Annotated in this window: 15 protein-coding genes; 10 read left to right on the forward strand and 5 right to left on the reverse strand. The window is 33.5% G+C overall.

Annotated features, from left to right (window positions below; genetic code table 11):
* Positions 1-49: 49 nt before the first annotated feature.
* The 4 genes from ACEN92_RS02215 to ACEN92_RS02230 form a co-directional block, all read right to left on the reverse strand.
* Entirely contained in the window at positions 50-487 is a 438-nt protein-coding gene (locus ACEN92_RS02215; RefSeq protein ID WP_495640736.1) for an acyl-CoA thioesterase, read from the reverse strand.
* 260 nt (positions 488-747) lie between these two features.
* On the reverse strand, positions 748-1779 hold the full coding sequence (locus tag ACEN92_RS02220) for a saccharopine dehydrogenase NADP-binding domain-containing protein (RefSeq protein ID WP_495640737.1): 1032 nt from the start codon (positions 1777-1779) through the stop codon (positions 748-750).
* 62 nt (positions 1780-1841) lie between these two features.
* Positions 1842-2318, reverse strand: coding sequence for a hypothetical protein (locus tag ACEN92_RS02225; RefSeq protein WP_495640738.1), 477 nt, complete (start codon positions 2316-2318; stop codon positions 1842-1844).
* 52 nt (positions 2319-2370) lie between these two features.
* Positions 2371-2757 carry an RDD family protein gene (locus ACEN92_RS02230; RefSeq protein WP_495640739.1) on the reverse strand — a complete coding sequence of 129 codons (387 nt, stop codon included), beginning with the start codon at positions 2755-2757 and terminating at the stop codon, positions 2371-2373.
* Between the two features lie 373 nt (positions 2758-3130).
* Between ACEN92_RS02230 and dnaK the strand changes: the two genes are divergently transcribed.
* Both dnaK and ACEN92_RS02240 read left to right on the forward strand, forming a co-directional pair.
* Positions 3131-5017 (forward strand): molecular chaperone DnaK, encoded by a 1887-nt coding sequence (gene dnaK, locus ACEN92_RS02235; RefSeq protein WP_495640740.1) that lies wholly within the window; start codon positions 3131-3133, stop codon positions 5015-5017.
* Positions 5018-5249: 232 nt separating this feature from the next.
* On the forward strand, positions 5250-5783 hold the full coding sequence (locus tag ACEN92_RS02240) for a DUF6252 domain-containing protein (protein WP_495640741.1): 534 nt from the start codon (positions 5250-5252) through the stop codon (positions 5781-5783).
* Between the two features lie 36 nt (positions 5784-5819).
* Here ACEN92_RS02240 and ACEN92_RS02245 read toward each other — a convergent pair whose 3' ends face one another.
* Positions 5820-6533 carry a hypothetical protein gene (locus ACEN92_RS02245; RefSeq protein WP_495640742.1) on the reverse strand — a complete coding sequence of 238 codons (714 nt, stop codon included), beginning with the start codon at positions 6531-6533 and terminating at the stop codon, positions 5820-5822.
* 154 nt (positions 6534-6687) lie between these two features.
* Here ACEN92_RS02245 and corA point away from each other — a divergent pair, with 154 nt between their 5' ends.
* From corA to ACEN92_RS02285, 8 genes are all read left to right on the forward strand, one after another.
* Entirely contained in the window at positions 6688-7758 is a 1071-nt protein-coding gene (corA, locus tag ACEN92_RS02250) for a magnesium/cobalt transporter CorA (RefSeq protein WP_495640743.1), read from the forward strand.
* A 56-nt stretch (positions 7759-7814) separates the two neighbouring features.
* A complete protein-coding gene (gene pta, locus ACEN92_RS02255) occupies positions 7815-9908 on the forward strand; it encodes a phosphate acetyltransferase (RefSeq protein WP_495640744.1) in 2094 nt (697 codons plus the stop codon).
* A 165-nt stretch (positions 9909-10073) separates the two neighbouring features.
* Complete coding sequence (locus ACEN92_RS02260) at positions 10074-11270, forward strand: acetate/propionate family kinase (RefSeq protein WP_495640745.1); 1197 nt, start codon at positions 10074-10076, stop codon at positions 11268-11270.
* A gap of 102 nt (positions 11271-11372) precedes the next feature.
* Positions 11373-14120, forward strand: coding sequence for a helix-turn-helix and ligand-binding sensor domain-containing protein (locus tag ACEN92_RS02265; RefSeq protein ID WP_495640746.1), 2748 nt, complete (start codon positions 11373-11375; stop codon positions 14118-14120).
* A gap of 244 nt (positions 14121-14364) precedes the next feature.
* Complete coding sequence (locus ACEN92_RS02270; RefSeq protein ID WP_495640747.1) at positions 14365-17379, forward strand: SusC/RagA family TonB-linked outer membrane protein; 3015 nt, start codon at positions 14365-14367, stop codon at positions 17377-17379.
* Positions 17380-17383: 4 nt separating this feature from the next.
* A complete protein-coding gene (locus tag ACEN92_RS02275) occupies positions 17384-18838 on the forward strand; it encodes a RagB/SusD family nutrient uptake outer membrane protein (protein WP_495640748.1) in 1455 nt (484 codons plus the stop codon).
* A gap of 17 nt (positions 18839-18855) precedes the next feature.
* Entirely contained in the window at positions 18856-19752 is an 897-nt protein-coding gene (locus tag ACEN92_RS02280) for a LamG-like jellyroll fold domain-containing protein (RefSeq protein WP_495640749.1), read from the forward strand.
* Between the two features lie 65 nt (positions 19753-19817).
* Entirely contained in the window at positions 19818-21194 is a 1377-nt protein-coding gene (locus ACEN92_RS02285; protein ID WP_495640750.1) for a glucoamylase family protein, read from the forward strand.
* Positions 21195-21288: the final 94 nt, after the last annotated feature.

The raw sequence follows: 21288 nt of genomic DNA on the forward strand, positions 1-21288 counted from the left end.
TACATTAATTTGTAACGGTCTTTTAATTTATATGTAAACGGATTTTATTTTAAAGTCCGACAAAATCCTCACTTTTTGGGAAAATACTCAAAGCTTCAATAGCAATTTTCGGAGTTGGAGAAGCCAGTTTGCGAAGTTTGGTATCCATCCAGGCACCATCTACAGTAATTACAGCACAAAGGGTATCATCTTCTTTTCTGAATTCGTGAATGATTGACCAGCGGGAAGCATCGGTTTTCATTTTTGAAGTTTTAGTGTGGATAAATATTTTATCTGAAAGTTTTAATTCTTTTCTGAAAACACATTCTTCCCTAAATAAAACAGGACCAAAACTCTGAGTCTGCATTACTCTCAATGTTAAACCTAACTGTTCCAAAATCTCGATACGATGCTGTGCGCCAAAATCATAATAGGCACTGTGACGAACATGAAAATTTGGATCAAGATCTGACCAGCGAAAAGATATTTCTTTAATAAATGAAACCATTTTTTATTTGTATTAATGTTATTCAGACTATCATTTTAGAAATTATTTTCTGAGAAAGCAGTCCTTTTTTTGAAAACCGAAATTACAAATAAAAACTATAAAGCAATAGCTTTGAAAGTTAAAGTATAGCTAATGAAGCTTGTTCCGTTAAGGCTTCACAAACTGATTTATATTGATGAACAGCCTGCACATGAAATGAGTAATAAAGAGTATATTATGAATAAGAATTTTAAAGTTTTATATTGGACATGTAATTAGTTTTACTGATTTAATTCAGATTCTTGTACAGATGACACTACAATATCATCGTCATTTAAGGATTCTAAAAAATCAGCTGCATCAAATACCTCACCCATTGTAGTTACGCCCGTTTTCTTTACTTTTCCGGATAAAATTCTATTTACGGCTTCTACAACCAGGGGAGCAGTGACAGCATATATATCCTGACCCTGAGCTGTAATTGTTCTCTTTGTATTGTCTTTTGTTGCTATGACTTCTATACAAAATTGTTGAGAAGATCTGTTTTTCTCATCAATAGGTTTTGGCTCTGGAGTATCGTTATTCCTAAGATCCGTTAGAGAGTTTTGACTAAGATAGGTATTAACAGTATTTACATTTAAATGACGGGAAATCGTAATGATTTCCGAAAGAGGTAAAGCTACAATTTCCTTAATTCCGATTGGATTTTTAAAATTCCATTCTTTTGGAGCCTCTGGTACAAGTTCTTGTAAACGATGGTCTTTGAAAGTTAATCTTTTATAATGATTTCGATTCCCGGTTAATCTTGTTCCTTTTGTAGGATGCCAGGAATCCAGTCCGATATAAACGTTTATTTCGTCAATCTGATTCCAGTCAGATGTTAATGATGTACTTAATAAATCAGCTAATCCTCCGTAGAATGCAGCGGCAGGAATTACCAGGGTTTTATCGCGTTCTGCCTGTTCAGAAAACTGTTCGAACACATCTAATACTGCTTTTTGTTCGGCACTTAAATCAATATAATGGCTCCCTAACCGCAAAGCAGATTTAATTACAGGTTCTGCTGTGTCTAAATAAGGTCCGGCACAGTTTATAATAATTTTTGAATCAAAAAAAGCATTATCTAATGTTTTGGAATCAGTAATGTCTGCTGTTTTTATTTTTAAATCAGGATATTCTTTGCTTAAAGCTATTAATTTTTCCTGATCTCTTCCGGAAAGAATCAGATCCTTGTAGCCTTGTCTGTAAAGTTGAGATACAATAAATTTTCCGGTGTGTCCATAGGCTCCATAAATTGCAATGCTATTTTTCATTATAAGACTTTACTAAATGATATACTTTTTGAGATACTAATTTAGTTATTTTTAAATCAAAATTATAAACTTTCTAAATTGTCCCACTCATATTCAATTTTATTTAGTTTTAGATAATAAGGAATGAGAAGTAAAATTTCCAGTCTCAAATCAAAATGAGAGGACCCGGATTCAGATATAAACGGAATTATAAACATAGAAGCCGCACAGATAACAATTCCGGCAACAGCATCTATTTTACCAATTGTTATAGCATTTTGTTTTTCAAACCAAAGTGAGTATGCAGCAAATCCTTTGAAAATTAAAATTGTAATAATAAAGACTCCAACTCCGGAAAGGGGTGTATTGGTTTCGAAACCATAAATTGATAATTGAAAGTTTGAAATAAATGGACTTACAATTAATGCCGCAATTGCACCAACACCCATGATCATAAATATCCAGCAGAACATCTTCATCCACCATGGTAATAACTTTCTGCGGATAATTAATGGCTTTTCAAATTCGTCGAAGTTGTTTTCTAATTCTGTATTCATCATTTTATTCTTTATTTTATTCTTTGAATTGTTTTATTATAGTTGGAAATTAATCTTACACCTTTACCATCACAGTTCCGCTAAGAATGTCATGAATAGCTCTTTTTTTTGAACTGGAAAAGATAGTGATAAAAGAAAGCCAGCCGAATAACAATTTAAAAAAATATCGGATTAATGCCTGAAAAATATTGATTTGTTTTGTGTCATCTGAATCTTTTCTAACCCTTATTCTTTTTATATTATTGCCTATTGTACCTCCAAAAGTTGTTGCTATCGGCTCGTACAGAAATAAAGATATAAGCAAAATGGCTCTTAACCAATCCTGTACATTTTTGAAGCCGGCTAAAATATCGGAGAAAATTATCATACATGCGACTATTAAAACAGAGTCAATTAAAATTGATTGTATTCTTTCAAGCATAAAAGGGTATTTTTCCTCCATAATTATATTTTCAACGAATGTAATTAATTTTAATATTATTTACAGGAATATATTTTTCTTGCTATTGTGAAGTTTTAGCACTGATAGCAGCGACATCCTTTTGTGGTCTCGTTTTTTTCTAACGAGACCACAAAAGATACAGCGGGAGCAGGACACGAGCGATAGCGAACTGACGAAGTAAACAGCTCCTGATAATGACACGTAAAGTACTGATATGCCACGGCTGTCAGGTTTTAAAAATGTCATGTTGTCAGATGATTTTTATTGTGCCGACATGAAAACTGACAATTTACTTTGGTTTTTTATATTGGCACAAAGATTGACTTATGCCACCTGAGTTATAAAATGTATATCAAAATTAAATATATAAAAAATGGGTAAAATAATCGGAATTGACTTAGGTACGACGAACTCTTGTGTTTCTGTAATGGAAGGTAACGAAGCAGTTGTTATTCCTAACGCAGAAGGAAAAAGAACAACGCCATCTATCATCGCTTTTGTTGAAGGTGGAGAAATTAAAGTAGGTGATCCTGCAAAAAGACAAGCGGTAACGAATCCTACAAAAACGATTGCTTCTATTAAACGTTTTATGGGACACACTTTTGCTGAAATTACAGAAGAAGCAAAAAGAGTTCCTTACAGTGTTGTAAAAGGTGACAACAATACACCACGTGTGGATATTGATGGTCGTTTATACACTGCTCAGGAGTTGTCTGCAATGACACTTCAAAAAATGAAAAAAACTGCTGAAGACTATTTAGGTCAAACTGTAACTGAAGCGGTTATTACTGTTCCTGCTTACTTTAATGATGCACAACGTCAGGCTACTAAAGAAGCTGGTGAAATTGCAGGTCTTAAAGTTATGCGTATCATCAATGAGCCAACTGCTGCGGCACTTGCTTACGGATTAGATAAAAAAGGAAAAGATCAAAAAATTGCTGTTTACGATTTAGGTGGAGGTACTTTTGATATCTCTGTTCTTGAATTAGGAGACGGTGTATTTGAAGTATTGTCTACAAATGGTGATACTCACTTAGGTGGTGATGATTTTGACCAGGTTATTATCGATTGGTTAGCTGACGAATTCAAATCTGAAGAAGGTATTGATTTACGTTTAGATCCAATGTCATTGCAACGTTTGAAAGAAGCTGCAGAGAAAGCTAAGATTGAATTATCATCTTCTGCTGAAACTGAAATCAACTTACCTTATGTAACTGCTACTGCTTCAGGACCAAAACACTTAGTTAAAAAATTATCAAGAGCTAAATTTGAGCAATTATCTGATACTTTAGTAAAACGTTCTATGGAGCCAGTTGCTAAAGCATTAAAAGATGCAGGTTTATCTACATCTGATATCGACGAAGTAATTCTTGTTGGAGGTTCTACCCGTATGCCAAGAATCGCTGACGAAGTAGAGAAATTCTTCGGTAAAAAAGCATCTAAAGGAGTTAATCCTGATGAGGTTGTTGCTATTGGAGCAGCTATTCAAGGTGGAGTTTTATCCGGAGATGTAAAAGATGTATTGTTACTTGACGTTACACCTTTATCTTTAGGTATCGAAACTATGGGTGGTGTATTGACTAAATTAATCGAGTCTAACACAACTATTCCAACAAAGAAATCACAAGTTTTCTCAACTGCTGCTGATTCTCAACCATCTGTTGAAATTCACGTATTGCAAGGTGAAAGAGCTATGGCTGCTGATAACAAAACTATCGGTCGTTTTCACTTAGATGGTATTCCACCAGCACCAAGAGGAGTTCCTCAAATCGAGGTAACTTTTGATATCGATGCAAATGGTATCATCAAAGTTTCTGCAACTGATAAAGGAACAGGAAAATCTCACGATATCCGTATCGAAGCTTCTTCCGGATTAACAGCTGAAGAAATCGAAAAAATGAAAAAAGATGCTGAAGCTAACGCTGATGCTGACAAAATAGCTAAAGAAAGAGCTGAGAAATTAAACGAAGCTGACAGCATGATTTTCCAAACAGAAAGTCAATTGAAAGAGTTAGGAAGCAAACTTGCTGATGACCACAAAGTTGCTGTAGAGTACGCTTTAACTGAATTGAGAATGGCTCACCAATCTCAAGACATCCCAGCTATTCAAACTGCTCTTGACAACATCAATGCAGCATGGAAAACAGCTACAGAAGCGATGTATGCTCAAGGCGAACAAGGTCAACAAGCAGCTCCACAACAAGAGCAACAATCGCAAGGTGACAATGTTGAAGACGTTGAATTCGAAGAAGTAAAATAATTTACTCGTAGGTAGAGATGCACTACTGTGCATCTTTGCAATTGAATATGAAAATCGGGTCAGAAATGACTCGGTTTTTTTTTTATGAAAAGAAGAATCGTTTGATAATCAGGATAATTGATATTTATGTTGAATTTGGTTATTGTTTATTTTTTATTAATGTGGTTTTTTGATTTTTTTATTAAGAATTTTAATCTTTTATTTGGAAAAAATTAAATCAAAATAAATATTTATGAAAAAAATTCTAGGTTTCGTGTTAATCTTCTTAACAATTTTAATGACAGGATGCAGTAGTGATGACAACAATGACGAAAACAACTCAATTTCAGCGACTATTAATGATGTTAAATGGAAACCAATAAAAATTAACAGTGTAACTTTAATTAAAGTTCCAGGGGAAGGTCAGCGTTTTGATATTAGCATTCAGGACAATTCACAAATGCTTTCATTAGCATTTGAAAGTGAATTAACTACTAATGACGCTATGCCTTTGAGGGTATATAATTTTTACGAAGAAGAAGTGAGTGATGCACTATTTTTAAATACTTATTTAATAGATGGAGCTACATATACAGAGCACTTCCCGGTATCAGGAAAAATAACAGTTACCTCAATGGACCCAGTTAAAAAAACAGTTTCAGGAACATTTAGTTTTAGAACTGAAAAAGTTGGTATATTACAAACTAAAGTAGTAACTCCAGAAGTTTTTGAAGTTACAAACGGGGTATTTACAAATTTATCATACACAGTAATTATAGCGAAATAAATTGATATTTTGTGTGTTATATAGTATAAAACCGGGTCAGAAATGACTCGGTTTTTTTTTATGATTTAATTTTTTATGAAAAAGACGATACCAAAAACTTTTTTTTACAGCAAAAGCACCACCAGCAACAAATGTTTGACAATTATCAATTTCTAACTCTATAGCACCTAAATTGATTGATTTAAATACTCTAGTGTAATAATTAATGTATCCAGCTTTACTAATTAATATCTTATCGTTTTTATTTGCTTTTATGCAGAATTTTCCATCTGCATTGGGATGAAATATTTGGTTTTTGTCATAAAGAACAATATTTACTTCTTCGAAATTTGGATTTGTTTCACCAAGAAAAATTTTTCCTTCAATTTCTATTTCCGTATTGCTACTATCGATTGAAATATTAGCTTGTATTGCCTTTTTATCCGTTTGTTCTATTCTTACATTACCTTGGGCTCTTACAGTTTGGCTTCCAAATCCTAAATAAGCAATTACTGACGCAGCTGCAATCATCCAAATTGATTTTTTAGGATTTGGAATACTAATCTCTCTCTCTAATTGTGATACTTTAAACTGACCGCATAAGTTATCAGTTTTATTATAGGCTAAAAGAATTTCTCTATCAGATGATTTTGTAAAATCAATAACATTTTTTTGACAATTGTTGCAAAATCTGCCTTTTTCGGTTGGAGTCATTTCAAACCAATTTTCATGACAAGGTTCTGGAATTGAGATTTTTATTTTGTTTACCATTCTTAGCTTTTTGTTTCAAATTGAATTCTAAACACATTGATTTTTTAAAAGTAATTATTTTTTTGAATTATCTTAGGATTTCTTCCCATCAAAATGATAATTGTCATTTCCTGTTCAGAATCTTTTTTGTAATATTACTATATAAATCATTTTGATGAGAAAGATAAAATACAAGGAGGGGCGCAAGGTACAGCATACTACTTTAGAATATACAGGTACACATAAAGACCATCAATCTGAGATGCAGCTTTTTGTATACGATGATGCAGATGTGATTGAATATGACAGGTTTAACATTTTGGCTTTAAATACTTGCATCGATTATACTAAAAATAACTGGCTGAATATTCACGGATTAAACGATATCGATTTAATTAAAACTATAGGAGAACATTTTAAACTGGATGATTTTTTATTGGCAGATATTTTAAATACAACAAAAAGGACCAAGTTAGAAGAGCAAAAAGATATTTTATTTTTTAATATAAAATCACTTTTGCCTTCAGAATACTCAGACGGCCTTAAAGTTGAACAGCTTAGTTTTATTTTGAAAGACGGAATATTAATTTCATTTCAGGAAAAGCGAAGCGATTTTTTTACACACATACGAGAACGCATTCGCACACATGCCGGAATTGTAAGAACTAAAAAAGTCGATTACTTGCTTTATTTATTATTGGATGCCGTAATGGAAAACTTTTACATTACTATAGAGGATGAGGAAGAAAGCATTGAAGAACTCATTGATTTAACCAAAAAGGGGGCGGATCCGATTATTCTTGAAAAGATTGAGAACCATCGTGATAATTTTAATTTTTTAAAGCGATCGATTGTTCCACTTCGGGATTCGTTGTACTATTTGAAAACCATTAGAGAGGATGAGACTAATGATCTGATTCAAAAAGAAACTTTTAACTTTTTTATCAGATTGCATCAAAAAAGCCTGGAGCTTTTAGAGCAAATAGATTCGGATATGAGTTCGTTGGAAAGTGCTTCTAATTTCTATTTTTCCGAACAAAGCCGGAAAATGAACGAGATTATGAAAACGCTTACAATTATTTCAGCCATATTTATTCCGTTAACTTTCATTGTTGGAGTATATGGAATGAATTTCGAGAACATGCCCGAACTTAAATATAAATATGGCTATCATAGCGTCATGATTGCGATGTTTTTCCTGGTAATCGCTTTGATCATTTATTTTAAAAAGAGACGCTGGTTTTAAGGCTGTTTATTATAAAAATACTATTTCTAAACATTATTTAGTTTCAAAATATAATTATGAGTAAAGCAATATACATAGCCACAAGCGATCAGAATAGCGGGAAATCAATTATTACCCTTGGGTTGATGAGTATTCTAATTGGTAAAACTGCCAAAGTAGGGTATTTTAGACCCATTGTAGAGGATTTTATTGATGGCGAATTAGACAATCATATTGAAACAGTACTTTCTTATTTTAACCTTGACATTAAGTTTGAAGATGCATATGCGATTACCAAAAGCAAATTAATCAAGAAAAAAAATAAAGGAAAAATAGGAGAGGTTTTAGATTTGATTATTGAAAAATATAAAAAACTTGAAGAAGAGTTTGATTTTGTTTTGGTCGAGGGAACAAGTTTTACAGGTGAAGGAACTTCAATCGAATTGGATCTGAATGTTTTAATTGCAAAAAATCTGGGAATACCTACAATCATTATTGGCTCAGGAGTGGGTAAAACATTGGATGAATTAGTTGACAGCCTTTATTTAGTTTATGATTCTTTTAAAGTAAAAGAAGTAGAGGTCTTATCGGTTTTTGCAAATAAGGTACAGCCGGAAAATATAGAACTGGTAACAAAAGGATTACAAAAAAGTTTGCCTGCCAATGTTCTGGTAAATACAATTCCGTTGATTTCGAGTTTAAACAATCCTACGATGCAGGAAATTGTCAATGAACTTGATGCAAAAGTATTATTTGGCGGCACTTATCTGAACAATGAAATCGGACATTTTAGCGTTGGTGCCATGCAATTGCATAATTATTTGGTTCACTTGCATGATAATGCTTTAGTAATTACTCCAGGTGACCGTTCTGATATTATTTTGGGAGCTCTGCAGGCTAATGAATCAGCTAATTATCCTTCTATTTCTGGTATTATTTTGACCGGTAATATTATTCCGGAAGAGAGTATTCTTAAACTTATTGAAGGACTCTCTGCTATTGTTCCAATTATTTCAGTTGATGGAGGAACCTATAATATTACCAATAAAATAGGTGCTATAAAGTCGAAAATCTATGCTAATAACACCCATAAGATTGAAACATCGATCAGTACTTTTGAGAAATATGTTTCTGTTGAATCTTTATCTGAAAGATTGATAACTTTTCAGGCAGAAGGGATGACACCCAAAATGTTTCAGTACAATATGGTAAAAAGAGCCAAACAACATCGCAAGCATATTGTTTTACCGGAAGGAAGTGATGAAAGAATCATTATCGCTGCTTCAAGATTGCTGGCGATGGATGTAGTTGATATTTCAATTATTGGCGATAAAAAACAAATAGAGAATAAAATAAGTGAACTAGGAATAATATTCGATTTTTCGAAAGTAAATATTATAAACCCTAAAGAGTCTGAGTTTTATGATAATTATGTGACAACTTATTATGAGCTGCGAAAAGCAAAAAAAATGACACTTGAAATTGCCAGGGATTTAATGGAAGATGGTTCTTATTTTGGAACAATGATGGTATATAAAGGTCACGCGGACGGAATGGTTTCGGGAGCTGCACATACTACTCAGCACACTATTTTACCGGCATTGCAATTCATTAAAACAAAACCAAATTGTTCGATAGTTTCTTCTGTATTTTTCATGTGTTTAGAAGATCGTGTTTCGGTTTTTGGTGATTGTGCCATTAATCCGAATCCAACTTCTGAACAATTGGCAGAAATTGCAATTTCATCAGCAGAGTCAAGTCTGGCATTTGGTATTGAACCCAAAATCGCGATGCTTTCTTATTCATCAGGATCTTCAGGAAAAGGGGATGAGGTTGATAAGGTTCGAGCAGCAACCGAAATAGTAAAACAAAAACGTCCCGATTTAAAAATTGAAGGACCAATTCAGTATGATGCCGCAGTTGATCGCGCTGTCGGAAAAAGCAAAATGCCGGATTCTGAAGTTGCAGGGCAGGCGAGTGTCTTAATTTTTCCGGATTTAAATACAGGAAACAATACTTACAAGGCTGTACAACGTGAAACCGGAGCTTTGGCTATTGGACCAATGTTACAGGGATTAAACAAGCCTGTAAATGATTTAAGCCGTGGCTGTACGGTGGATGATATTATAAATACTGTAGTAATTACGGCGATTCAGGCACAGGGACTTTAATCAATTATTAATTGTTAGTTATGAATTATTAGTGATAAATTTTGCAAGGCAAGCTACTGCAAAAAAAACTTGACCTATCTAAAATAAATTAAAAATTGAAATGCTTTGAGCATTTGAAAAAACTCAGAAACTTAGTGTCTTAGTACCTTAGCAACTATAAAAAAAATGAAAATATTAATAATAAACTCAGGAAGTTCATCCATAAAATATCAATTAATGGTTATGCCGGAAAACGAAGTAATTTGTACCGGTATGATTGACAGAATTGGTTTAGAAAGTTCGAATGTTACTTTTAAAGCCTCATTAAATTCATATGAAGAAACAATGCCGATTGCGACTCACAAAATTGGTTTGCAAAAAGTAGCCAGTATGCTTTTGGATCCAGAAAAAGGAGTTATTAAATCGACTTCTGAAATTACTGCTGTTGGGCATCGAGTTGTACATGGAGGAAGTACTTTTACAGAAACAGTAAAAATTGACGAAAAAGTAAAAGCCAAAATAAAACAGCTTTTTGATCTGGCCCCCCTGCATAATCCAGCTAATTTAGAAGGAATTAATGTAGCTGAAGAAATTTTTGATACTGCCCATCAAATTGCTGTTTTTGATACTGCTTTTCATCAAACAATGCCAGAAGTGGCTTATAAATATGCAATTCCAAATGAATTTTTAACAGAGAATAGAATCCGTGTTTATGGTTTTCATGGAACAAGTCACAAATATGTTTCAGAGCAGGCAATTGATTATCTAAAAGATTTACATAATTCAGCGGAGAATATCATTACGATTCATTTAGGAAACGGCTGTAGTATGACTGCCGTAAAAAATGGCAAAAGTATTGATCATTCCTTCGGATTTGGTCCTACGAATGGGTTAATAATGGGTACAAGAGCTGGTGACATTGATCAGTCGGTTATTTTTTATATGTCGAATACATTGGGTTTTTCTTTGGAAGAAATCAATAATATCCTTCAGAAAAGAAGCGGAATGTTGGGACTTACTGGTTACAGCGATTTGCGTGATATTGAATCTCATGCCCAAAAAGGAAACAAGGAATGTCAATTGGCTTTGTTGATGAATGCATACCGTATTAAAAAGTTTATTGGCTCGTATACAGCAGCCTTAAACGGTTTAGACGCCATTGTCTTTACAGCAGGTATTGGTGAGAACTCATCCTATATGCGGAAATTAATTTGTACGGATATGAGTTATTTCGGAATAGAATTAGATGATGATAAAAATCAAATACGTTCTAAAGAAAACAGAATGATTAATACTCCGGATTCTAAAGTTAAAATTTTAGTGGTACCAACAGATGAAGAATTTGAAATTGCAAATCAGGTTTATCATTTGCTGGAGAGTTAAAATGTCATACTGTATTTTATAAAAAAGCTTCTCAGTCTGGAAGCTTTTTTATGCCTTAAAATTCAATATTTGTCATTATATTTGAATATAAATCCGAATATTTTGAAATCGATACTTCCAAAATTATTTTTCCTCTTTTTTATCACTTCACAAATCCAGGCACAAGAATTACTTCCCTTCGTAGAAAATTATAATAAATCAAATTATCAGGGAGACAATCAAATTTGGAATGTCGTTCAGGGAAAAGATAATGCGATGTATTTTGCCAATAATCACTATTTATTGCGATATGACGGAGTGATTTGGGAAAAATATACATTGCCCAATAAAACCATCATCCGTTCGATTATGATTGAAGGTGATAAAATTTATTCCGGATCTTATAAAGAATTTGGTTACTGGTATCGAAAAGAAGGCAAAATGCATTATGTTTCGATTACCAAAAAACTTCGTTTATTTGATGAAAAGGATAACGAAGAAATCTGGAAAATTTTCAGGTTTAACGGGGCAATATACTTTCAGTCTTTTAATGATGTTTTTATTTATAAAAATAATCACATTCAAAAAATCAGATTTCCTTTTTTAATATCGTATTGTTTTGTTGTTGATCAAAATCTGTATGTGGCTTCTGTAGAAAAAGGGGTTTTTAAGATGAATGCTACACGGATTTCAAATCCAAAAAGGTGGGATATATTAAAAAAATGTGTTGTTCATGCTATCGAAAAATATCAGAACAAAACCTATATTTTTACTCAGAAAAAAGGGATTTTTATTGTTGAAAATGATGGAGGCTTAAGGTCTTGGAATAATCCATTGAATGAAATCTTAAAGGCAGCTACAATTAATGTAGCGAAGTTTATTAAAAATAATAAATTAGTGATAGGCACCGGAAACAGAGGTGTTTTTATTTATGATTTCAAAACGGATACCTTCAAAAATATAGACCGGAACAATGTATTGATGAATAACTCAATTTTAAGCATTGGTTTAGATAAAGAAAATGATTTGTGGCTTGGTTTAGATAATGGTATTGCCCATGTAGAAGTAAATTCTCCGGTATCAATTTTTTATGACAATTCGGGAATTTTAGGTTCCGTTTACTCTGTTGCAACAACCAGCAAAGGATATTTAATTGCTTCAAATCATGGTATTTTTGAATATGATTTGGGGAAATTCAAGATGTTGCCCAACACTCAGGGGCAGGCCTGGAATATTACAAAATTTGACAATAAATATATTATTGGGCATAACGATGGAACCTTTTGCTATAATAATGGATCTCTAATTAAAACGAACAATGTAAGCGGCGGTTGGAATTTATCAAAAAGCAGTATTAACAATACTTGTTTTCAATCGACTTATAGCGGGATTTTAGTGTATGATGATATTTCAAAACCAAGTGGATACAAAACAATTAAAGATATTTCGAAGCCTATAAAATATGTAGCGCAGAATAAAAAAAATGAAATTTTTGCTGCGGATAACTATCGTGGTTTATATCGTGTCTTATACGACGATGATTATCAGACCAAGAAAGTCGAAAATATTACTCAGCAAAGCAAGATAGAAAATGATTTTGGGGTTAAGATTTTTGAATTTAGAAAAGAAATCCTTTTTCTAATCAATAATTCATGGTACACTTATAACTCGATTACCAACAAACTCGAGGAAAATGAATTGTTTAATACCAATTTTAAAGATATAACAGATGTTGTAGCAATTGATGAAGAGCACTTTATGGTCCTTCAGGATGGAATTTTATACCATATTTATGCCAGAGGAAATAAGTTTCTCTGGAATATAATTCAGGAGAAATATTATAAAGGAAAGTTAATCAATGACAACTTAAGGATTTTCAAAACTCAAAATCATTATTTATTAAATCTTGATGACGGATTTATTTCTCTTCAGCTGAAATATGAAAATAAACAAAATACAGATGTCAAAATTGAGGCATTTAATAATGGAAATCTGCTTCCGGATGAGTCCAAGATTAAATATAACACAGAATTAAAAATTAATGTAATCTCCGGGATTTACGGGGCCAGTAAGCCTAATTTATTTTACAAAATCAATAAAAACAAGGATTTCATTCCAATTTCTGACGGACTAATTGTACTGAACAATTTAAGCAGCGGCTATCATTCTATAATGGTTTATAAACATGATGGAGCCAATTATGATAAAGTTTCCGGTTTTGATTTTAAAGTTGCTCAGCCGTGGTATTTCTCTGTTTGGATGCTTTTACTGTATTTGTTATTAATAGGTACAGTTTTATTTCTTTATTATAAATGGAATAAGCTTCGTTATATACAAAAGTTAAAACTCCAGGCTGAAGAATTAAAACACCAGCGGGAAATTCTGGAAATGGAATTAAAAGCTGAGAATGAACTGAATATTCAGGAATATGAAAAACATATACTGGAATTGGAATTACAGACAAAATCGTCTGAGGTGGCGGGAAAATCTTTATCTATTGCAAAGCAAAGCGAAATGATTGAAAATATTCAGAGTATTCTTGATTCGGAAAAAGATTTCAATAAACTTAAAAGCGAAATCAAAAAAGCAATTAAGATAAATGAAGTGAATAAACATGAGTGGGAAATTTTTGAAAATAACCTGAATCAAATTCACAATGAGTTTATTATTAATTTATCTAAAAAATTCCCAAACCTGACTCCAAAAGACATAAAACTCTGTATTTATCTTAAAATGAATTTGTCTTCCAAAGAAATTGCTCCACTGATGAATATTTCATTCAGAGGTGTAGAACTACACAGATATCGACTAAGAAAGAAGTTAAATCTCTCTCAGGAAGAAAATCTTTCAAAATTTTTATTAAGTACATAAAGTTTGTATTTGTTTTTTATACATATATTATTTATTAACCCCGTTCATTGTATTATTCCAATACATCATTACTACATCATAATGTTATGTTAATGAAAAATAATTAGCATTTAAATATTTGATTTACATGAGTATACGGTGTTTTTTTAACATAATGATGTATCCGTGTAGTAGTATGATTTGATGTACTACAACGATGTAATTGTTTAATTTGGCTTTACTAACTTAAACGATTACGAACTGTATGAAAAAAATTATTTTTAGCTTTTTAGTGCTCTTGCTGCTTCCGGCTTATATGTCCGGACAGGCAATTAAGGGAAAAGTAGTGGACAATAGCGGAATGGGAATCCCGGGTGCCATTATCAGTGCTGCAGAATCAAGAACTTCTGCTGATACTGATTTCGATGGGAACTTCACAATAAATGCCAAAACCGGTGAAATATTAAAGGTTTCCATGTTAGGTTTTGATGCTGTCTCTGTAGCAGCTACTTCAGGCGTAATGACAATTACCTTAAAAGAATCAGGTGACACTGCCCTAAAAGAAGTTGTTGTTATTGGATACGGAACAAGAAAAAAAGTGGATAATACTACTGCAATTAGTTCTATAAAAGGAGAAGAAATTACAAAAACAAAAGTACTGAATGCCTCGCAAGCCATTCAGGGTAAAGCGGCCGGGGTACAGGTGATTTCATCTGATTTGCCGGGAAGTACGCCTTCTGTAGTAATTAGAGGTTTGGGTACTGCACTAGGAGGAAGATCTCCGTTATTTATTGTTGATGGAATGCCAACAGAAAATATCAATAATATTAATGCAAATGATATTACTTCGTATGATATTTTAAAGGATGCTTCCGCATTAGCAATTTATGGTACAAGGGCTGCTAATGGAGTTATCATTATTACTACTAAAAAAGGAAAAGGAGATAAAGTTTCTGTAGAAATTGAAAGCTTTGCAGGAGTAAGAGAGCCTTTAAAAAAGGTAAAAATGTCTGGAAGTAACAAGTATGCACATTATACGAACTCGGCTTTGCAGACTACTACTTTTTCACAAGATCAGCCTGTAAATACTGATTGGTTTGACGAAATTACCAGAACAGGAAGCTACACTCAAAACAATGTCTCTGTTTCAGGTGGCACTGAAAGTATTAAATATTTTTTCAGTTTAGGAAATTACGAAGAAAAAGCAATCTTAAACGGATTGGATTATGGACGTACTACTTTTAGAAATAACAATGAATATAAGATTTCTAAAAAACTGACTTTAAATCAAAACTTTAGTTTTACCTCTACCAAATCAACACCTAAGCCATTAGATGCCTTTACAAATGCTTATAAACAATCACCATTAGTTCCTGTTCGTTTTGCCGATGGGAAATATGGAGTGTCCAGAGTTGGTCCGGATGGTTTTGTTAGTCAAACAGGTTCAGCATTTAACAATGTTGGTAATCCTGTGGCACAACTGGATTTTAAAAATGAAGAACAAAGAAGTATTATGCTTCAGGGAGGTTTGAAATTGGATTATGAGATTTTGAAATCATTAAAATTCACGTCTCAATTTAATGGGGAATACTATAGCTGGAAACAATATGATTATGCAGATAATAAAAATATTTGGCTGGCTGCAAATCCCAATAAAGTTGAAAGCGATTATGCAAAAGAATTTCCAAATGCGAACTTAAATACATTAACTAAAGGCAGAGAACAATATTACAATTGGAACTTACAAAACTACTTAACTTATAACAAAGTTTTTGCTGAAATTCATGATGTAGAAGTAACAGCAGGTATAGAAACCAGCGTTAAAGGGAATAGAGAGAAACTAACCATTGTGCGTAAAAATGTAGATTCAAATGCTAATTATTGGGGGTTAAAAGACGTAGAATATGCTACTAATGTTACTAGCTATAAGGATGAAGTTTTTAACGAAATAAAACTGGCATCTTATCTGGGTCGTTTCCAGTACAAATTGATGGATAGATATTTGATCACAGGTACTATTAGACGTGATGGATCATCCAATTTTGGTAAAGATTACCGTTGGGGAACCTTCCCCGCTTTTGGTTTAGGTTGGGTTATATCTAAAGAAGCCTTTCTGGCTGATTCAAAAACAATCAATTTGTTAAAATTAAGAGGAGGCTGGGGGCGTTTAGGAAATCAAAATGTACCTCTTAATAACCAAAGTTATACATCTGGTCAAAATGCTTATTTAGGTGGTTCTATTTTAAATCAGGGAACAACTATTAGCTCACAAATTGATCCTAGTTTATCTTGGGAAATTACAGAAGAAACGTCTGCAGGTCTTGATTTTGAATTATTAGATAATAGGTTAAAAGGAACTTTTGATGTGTATGATAAAACAACAACAAATGTAATTTTAAATACTAAACCTTATTTTACATCTGGAATTACAAATGCTTCGCCTGCTCACGTTGGTGAAGTATCTAATAAAGGATATGAAATTTCGTTGCGTTGGGATGATAAAATAGGGGAAAATTTTAATTATTGGATCGGTGGTAATTTTTCGGACAATAAAAATGAACTTACAGGATTAAAAGATGTTGAATTAACAATACAAAATGGCGGAAATTTAGGGAATGGACAAAATACTAAAATTTTAGATAACAGTTCTATAGGTCAGCCGTTAGGAAGTTTTTATATGTATGAATATGCAGGTTTTGATGCTTCAAACGGAAAAATGCTGTACTACAATGCTACAGGTCAAAAAGTTACTCAAGATGCTTTAAATATTAATACTGATAGAAAATACGTTGGTTCAATACTACCAAAATCAAATTATGGAGTAACATTAGGTCTTGCTTACAAAAACTTTGATTTTTCTGTTGATGGTTACGGAACAAATGGAGCAAAAGTATATAATGGTAAAAAAGCACAACGCTTTTCTGGTGAAAACATAGAAGAGTCTCTTGCAGTAGATTTTTGGACACCAAATAATTTGACAGCTTCAAATCCGGCACCATTTAATCAGGTTCCGGTTGCTTCAACTTATTACTTAGAGTCAGGTGATTTCTTCAGAATAAATAATATTACTGTAGGTTATAAATTGCCTTTGCCTGAAGGTGGTTTTATTAGCTCTTGCAGAATTTACGTAAATGCAATTAACCCATTTATTACTCAAAAATTCTCAGGATTTTCTCCAGAATTAAATGATGACGGTAATCCATACAATCTTCAAGGAGTTGAGCTGAATGCTTATCCAACTTTGAGATCATTTGTAATGGGTGCTAACCTAAAATTTTAAAATTATGAAAAAGATATATATAGCAGCGTTTGTAGTATCAGCATTCTTTTTTACAGGATGTGCAGACGATTATTTAGATGTAGATCAAACAGAATCTATTTCTACAAAAGATATTGAATTATTCAATAATGATGCCGGCGCAGCTTCGTTTGTCACGGCAATTTATAACAAGTTTTTAAATTGGGACATGACCTCTTTCGGTTGGATTGGGCTGTCGAGTATTACTTCTGATGATGCTGATAAAGGATCTTCGCCAGGTGATACAGGTACTGATAAAGATGTGTTGGACGCTTTAACTTATAATGCCTCTAATCCTTCTGCCGAGAGTACTTTTATTGCCAATTACGACGGAATAAACAGATGTAATCAGGCATTAAATATTCTTCCGAAACTAGATAAAGCAGATGCTAATTTAAGAGCCAGATTAACCGGTGAAGCAAAGTTTTTAAGAGCTTTTATGTATTTTACTTTGGTAAAATGCTATGGAGGAGTACCTATTGTAGATCATTTACCAATACCGGGTTCAGATACTGACAGGATTATGCAGCTGACCCGTAAAACATCTGCTGAAGTATATGCTTTCATAGAAGCTGATTTAAATGATGCGATTGCTGCCTTACCTGAAAAAACAGCTTATTCAGCTAATGAAAAATCAAGAGCATCAAAAGGGGCCGCTTATGCTTTATTAGCTAAAGTTAGTTTATATCAAAAAAACTGGCAAAAAGTAGTTGATAATTGTAATAAAGTTACAGGTTACTCCATTGTTAATGATTATGCTTCAATGTACAGACCGGCGGGAAAATTTGATTCAGAATCAATTTTCGAAATTTACGCACAAGGTACTGTTCCGGCTAAAGGAATCGAAGGTTATTCTAATACACAAGGCGCTCGTGGTACCGGTGGCTGGGGCTGGGGCTTTAATACACCATCACAAAGTTTAGTGAATGCTTATGAAGCCGGTGATGTCAGAAAAGCAGCTACTATCATTTTCAGAGGAACAACTTTATATGATGGCAGAGTGGTACCGGTAACGGTTGAAAACGAAAGATACAATTACAAAGCCTACTCATCAGCTTACACAGATGCATGGGAAACAGATGTTGATATTAAATACCTGAGATATGCCGAAGTTTTATTGATGAAAGCGGAAGCTTTGAATGAATTAGGACAAACAAGTGAGGCGATTCCGTTATTAAACCAAATCAGACACCGCGCTAACTTAGGGGATACTCCGGCTGTATCACAAGGAGATGTCAGAATTGCAATCTGGAAAGAAAGAAGAGTAGAAATGGCTTTTGAGCATGACAGATTTTTTGATTTAGTGCGTACTGGTCAGGCCAAAGCTGCCTTTGCTGCAGATGGAAAAACCTTCACGGAAAACAAAAACGAATTATTTCCTATTCCGGCAGCATTCCTAAAACAAGCCGATGGTTTATCATCTCAAAATCCGGGTTATTAATCCTTAAAACATTAAAAATGAAAAAAAATAAATCTATTTTCCTGCTTTCTGTTTTAGCTTCAGCATTGTTTGTTGGCTGCGAGGATAGTATTGATAAAGTAAACAGCCCGATTCCGTATGAGTCAATTGGAGGTTATGAAAATTCAGATGAGGTTGCCGCTGCTCATTTAGTATCAAAATTTAGTTTTGACGGGAATATTACTGATTCAAAAAATAGCATAACAGATGGCACAGGAACTAATGTAACATACGAAACAGGTATAAAAGGAGAAGCTTATAAAGGCTCAGCAAGTTCATTTATTGCCTATAATACTGTTGCTAATTCCATAATAAATTTAAAAAGTATTACAGTTTCAATGTGGATTAAAACAGAACCACATACCGGAGGAGCACAATCTCTGTTTATGCTCCCTAAAAAAACAGATTTTTGGGGCAATATTTTTACTTTAATTGAAGGCACAGGTCCGGCAACAACCATGTTGATGAAAAATCATATTCAAAAAGACGTGACACCAAGTATTCCATGGTCTGGTCAGTTTATTGAGCATGGAGGAGCCAATGTTTTAAATAATATGTTTGGTGCATGGAAACATGTGATATGGACGTATAACGGAACCAGTTCTACTTACAGCATGTACATTGACGGACAAAAACTGGATTTACCCGCTTCTATTGCTAAAAGATATGCAAGTGATCCTGCTACAGGAGGTGCCGGGTTTGGTGATTTGGCAAGTTCCGAAGTATCAAAATTCATCATTGGCGGCTATCAACAGCATTTGGGCGCTCCCTGGGGCAGCGCTGACGGCTGGATGCTTCATTATACTGGATCAATGGATGAATTCAGAATTTATGATGCAGCACTAACAGATAATGAAGCTGTAGCCTTATATAAATTAGAAAAAGATAAAAGATAAATTCAATACACCTGGATTGAAAGTATCCAGGTGTTTTTTTAGTGTAATCCGACAAATTTATAAAAATGAAAATCAGCTTATATATCCTTCTTTTTTTGAATGCTTTTAATTCTTGCTCTTCTTCTTCTCCGGAAGGAACGAGTGGAGGAACACCATTGCCAACAAATCCAATTACACCTTTAACGGACACGCAGGCATTGGACCAGGTTCAAAAAGATGCAATGAAATATTTTTGGGATTATGCAGACCCTAATTCAAAATTAGCCCGCGAAAGATATCTTACGGAAAATCCTGATTTTGAGTCAAACATTATAACTACCGGTGGTTCCGGTTTTGGATTAATGACAATTATTGTTGGCGTAGAAAGAGGTTTTTTACCAAGAGCAGAGGCTGTTTCCAGACTTACAACGGCCTTAACTTTTTTAGAAAAAGCAGATCGTTTTCACGGAGCATGGCCACACTGGATGGACAATACAACAGGTAAAGTTATTCCGTTTGGAACAAAAGACAATGGAGGGGATTTGGTAGAAACTTCTTTTGTTTGTCAGGCTTTAATCACCATTAGGGAATATTTTAAAAATGGAAGTACAACTGAAAAAGAATTAGCCGTAAAAGCGGATGAACTCTGGAAAGGTGTTGAATGGGATTGGTATACCAAAGGAGAAAATGCTTTATATTGGCATTGGTCACCTAATTATGGCTGGGAAATGAACTTTAAGCTGGAAGGTTATAATGAATGTTTAATTACCTATGTAATGGCTGCTTCATCACCAACACATCCAATTTCGGCAGAAGCCTATCATCAGGCATGGGCAAGAAGCGGTGCTATTGTAAATGGAAGTTCTCAATATGGATTTCCGGTTGTTTTAAACTATAACGGGGCATCAGGAAATGTTGGCCCTATGTTTTGGTCACATTATTCCTATTTAGGTCTGGATCCAAATACTTTAACAGATAAATATGCAGACTATTGGCAATTGACACAAAATCACGCTAAAATTATGGTTCAGTATAGTATCGCTAACCCAAAGGGATGGAAAGACTATTCAGATAAATGTTGGGGACTCACAGCAAGTTATACTCGTAATCCTGATGGAACAACGGGTTATACAGCTCATCAACCAAATAATGATACAGGTGTTATTTCGCCTACTGCAGCATTATCTTCGTTTCCGTATACACCAACAGAGTCTATGAAGTTTTTACATTATTTATATGATGAAAATAGAGCAAAATATATTGGAATTGCAGGTCCTTACGATGCTTTTTCGCCACAATATGATTGGGTAACAAAATGCTATTTAGCCATTGATCAGGGAACAATTGCACCTATGATAGAAAATTATCGTTCAGGTTTATTATGGAAATTATTCATGAATGCCCAGGAAACTAAACTGGGCTTAGCAAAACTTGGTTTTCATTCAGGAAAATACGGATTTTAATCATTCAAAAACATTAAGAACATAAATACCACATTTATTAAATCGCCATTGGTCCGAACCAAAATAGGAATAAACAATGGCGATTACATAAAAA

Source organism: Flavobacterium sp. Flavsp81 (assembly GCF_059491325.1).

What these genes read in the sequence shown, in the direction of transcription:
- ACEN92_RS02215 (WP_495640736.1), bottom strand. Translation starts at nt 487, where the DNA reads ATGGTTTCATTTATTAAAGAAATATCTTTTCGCTGGTCAGATCTTGAT.
- ACEN92_RS02220 (WP_495640737.1), bottom strand. Translation starts at nt 1,779, where the DNA reads ATGAAAAATAGCATTGCAATTTATGGAGCCTATGGACACACCGGAAAA.
- ACEN92_RS02225 (WP_495640738.1), bottom strand. Translation starts at nt 2,318, where the DNA reads ATGATGAATACAGAATTAGAAAACAACTTCGACGAATTTGAAAAGCCA.
- ACEN92_RS02230 (WP_495640739.1), bottom strand. Translation starts at nt 2,757, where the DNA reads ATGGAGGAAAAATACCCTTTTATGCTTGAAAGAATACAATCAATTTTA.
- dnaK (WP_495640740.1), top strand. Translation starts at nt 3,131, where the DNA reads ATGGGTAAAATAATCGGAATTGACTTAGGTACGACGAACTCTTGTGTT.
- ACEN92_RS02240 (WP_495640741.1), top strand. Translation starts at nt 5,250, where the DNA reads ATGAAAAAAATTCTAGGTTTCGTGTTAATCTTCTTAACAATTTTAATG.
- ACEN92_RS02245 (WP_495640742.1), bottom strand. Translation starts at nt 6,533, where the DNA reads ATGGTAAACAAAATAAAAATCTCAATTCCAGAACCTTGTCATGAAAAT.
- corA (WP_495640743.1), top strand. Translation starts at nt 6,688, where the DNA reads ATGAGAAAGATAAAATACAAGGAGGGGCGCAAGGTACAGCATACTACT.
- pta (WP_495640744.1), top strand. Translation starts at nt 7,815, where the DNA reads ATGAGTAAAGCAATATACATAGCCACAAGCGATCAGAATAGCGGGAAA.
- ACEN92_RS02260 (WP_495640745.1), top strand. Translation starts at nt 10,074, where the DNA reads ATGAAAATATTAATAATAAACTCAGGAAGTTCATCCATAAAATATCAA.
- ACEN92_RS02270 (WP_495640747.1), top strand. Translation starts at nt 14,365, where the DNA reads ATGAAAAAAATTATTTTTAGCTTTTTAGTGCTCTTGCTGCTTCCGGCT.
- ACEN92_RS02275 (WP_495640748.1), top strand. Translation starts at nt 17,384, where the DNA reads ATGAAAAAGATATATATAGCAGCGTTTGTAGTATCAGCATTCTTTTTT.
- ACEN92_RS02280 (WP_495640749.1), top strand. Translation starts at nt 18,856, where the DNA reads ATGAAAAAAAATAAATCTATTTTCCTGCTTTCTGTTTTAGCTTCAGCA.
- ACEN92_RS02285 (WP_495640750.1), top strand. Translation starts at nt 19,818, where the DNA reads ATGAAAATCAGCTTATATATCCTTCTTTTTTTGAATGCTTTTAATTCT.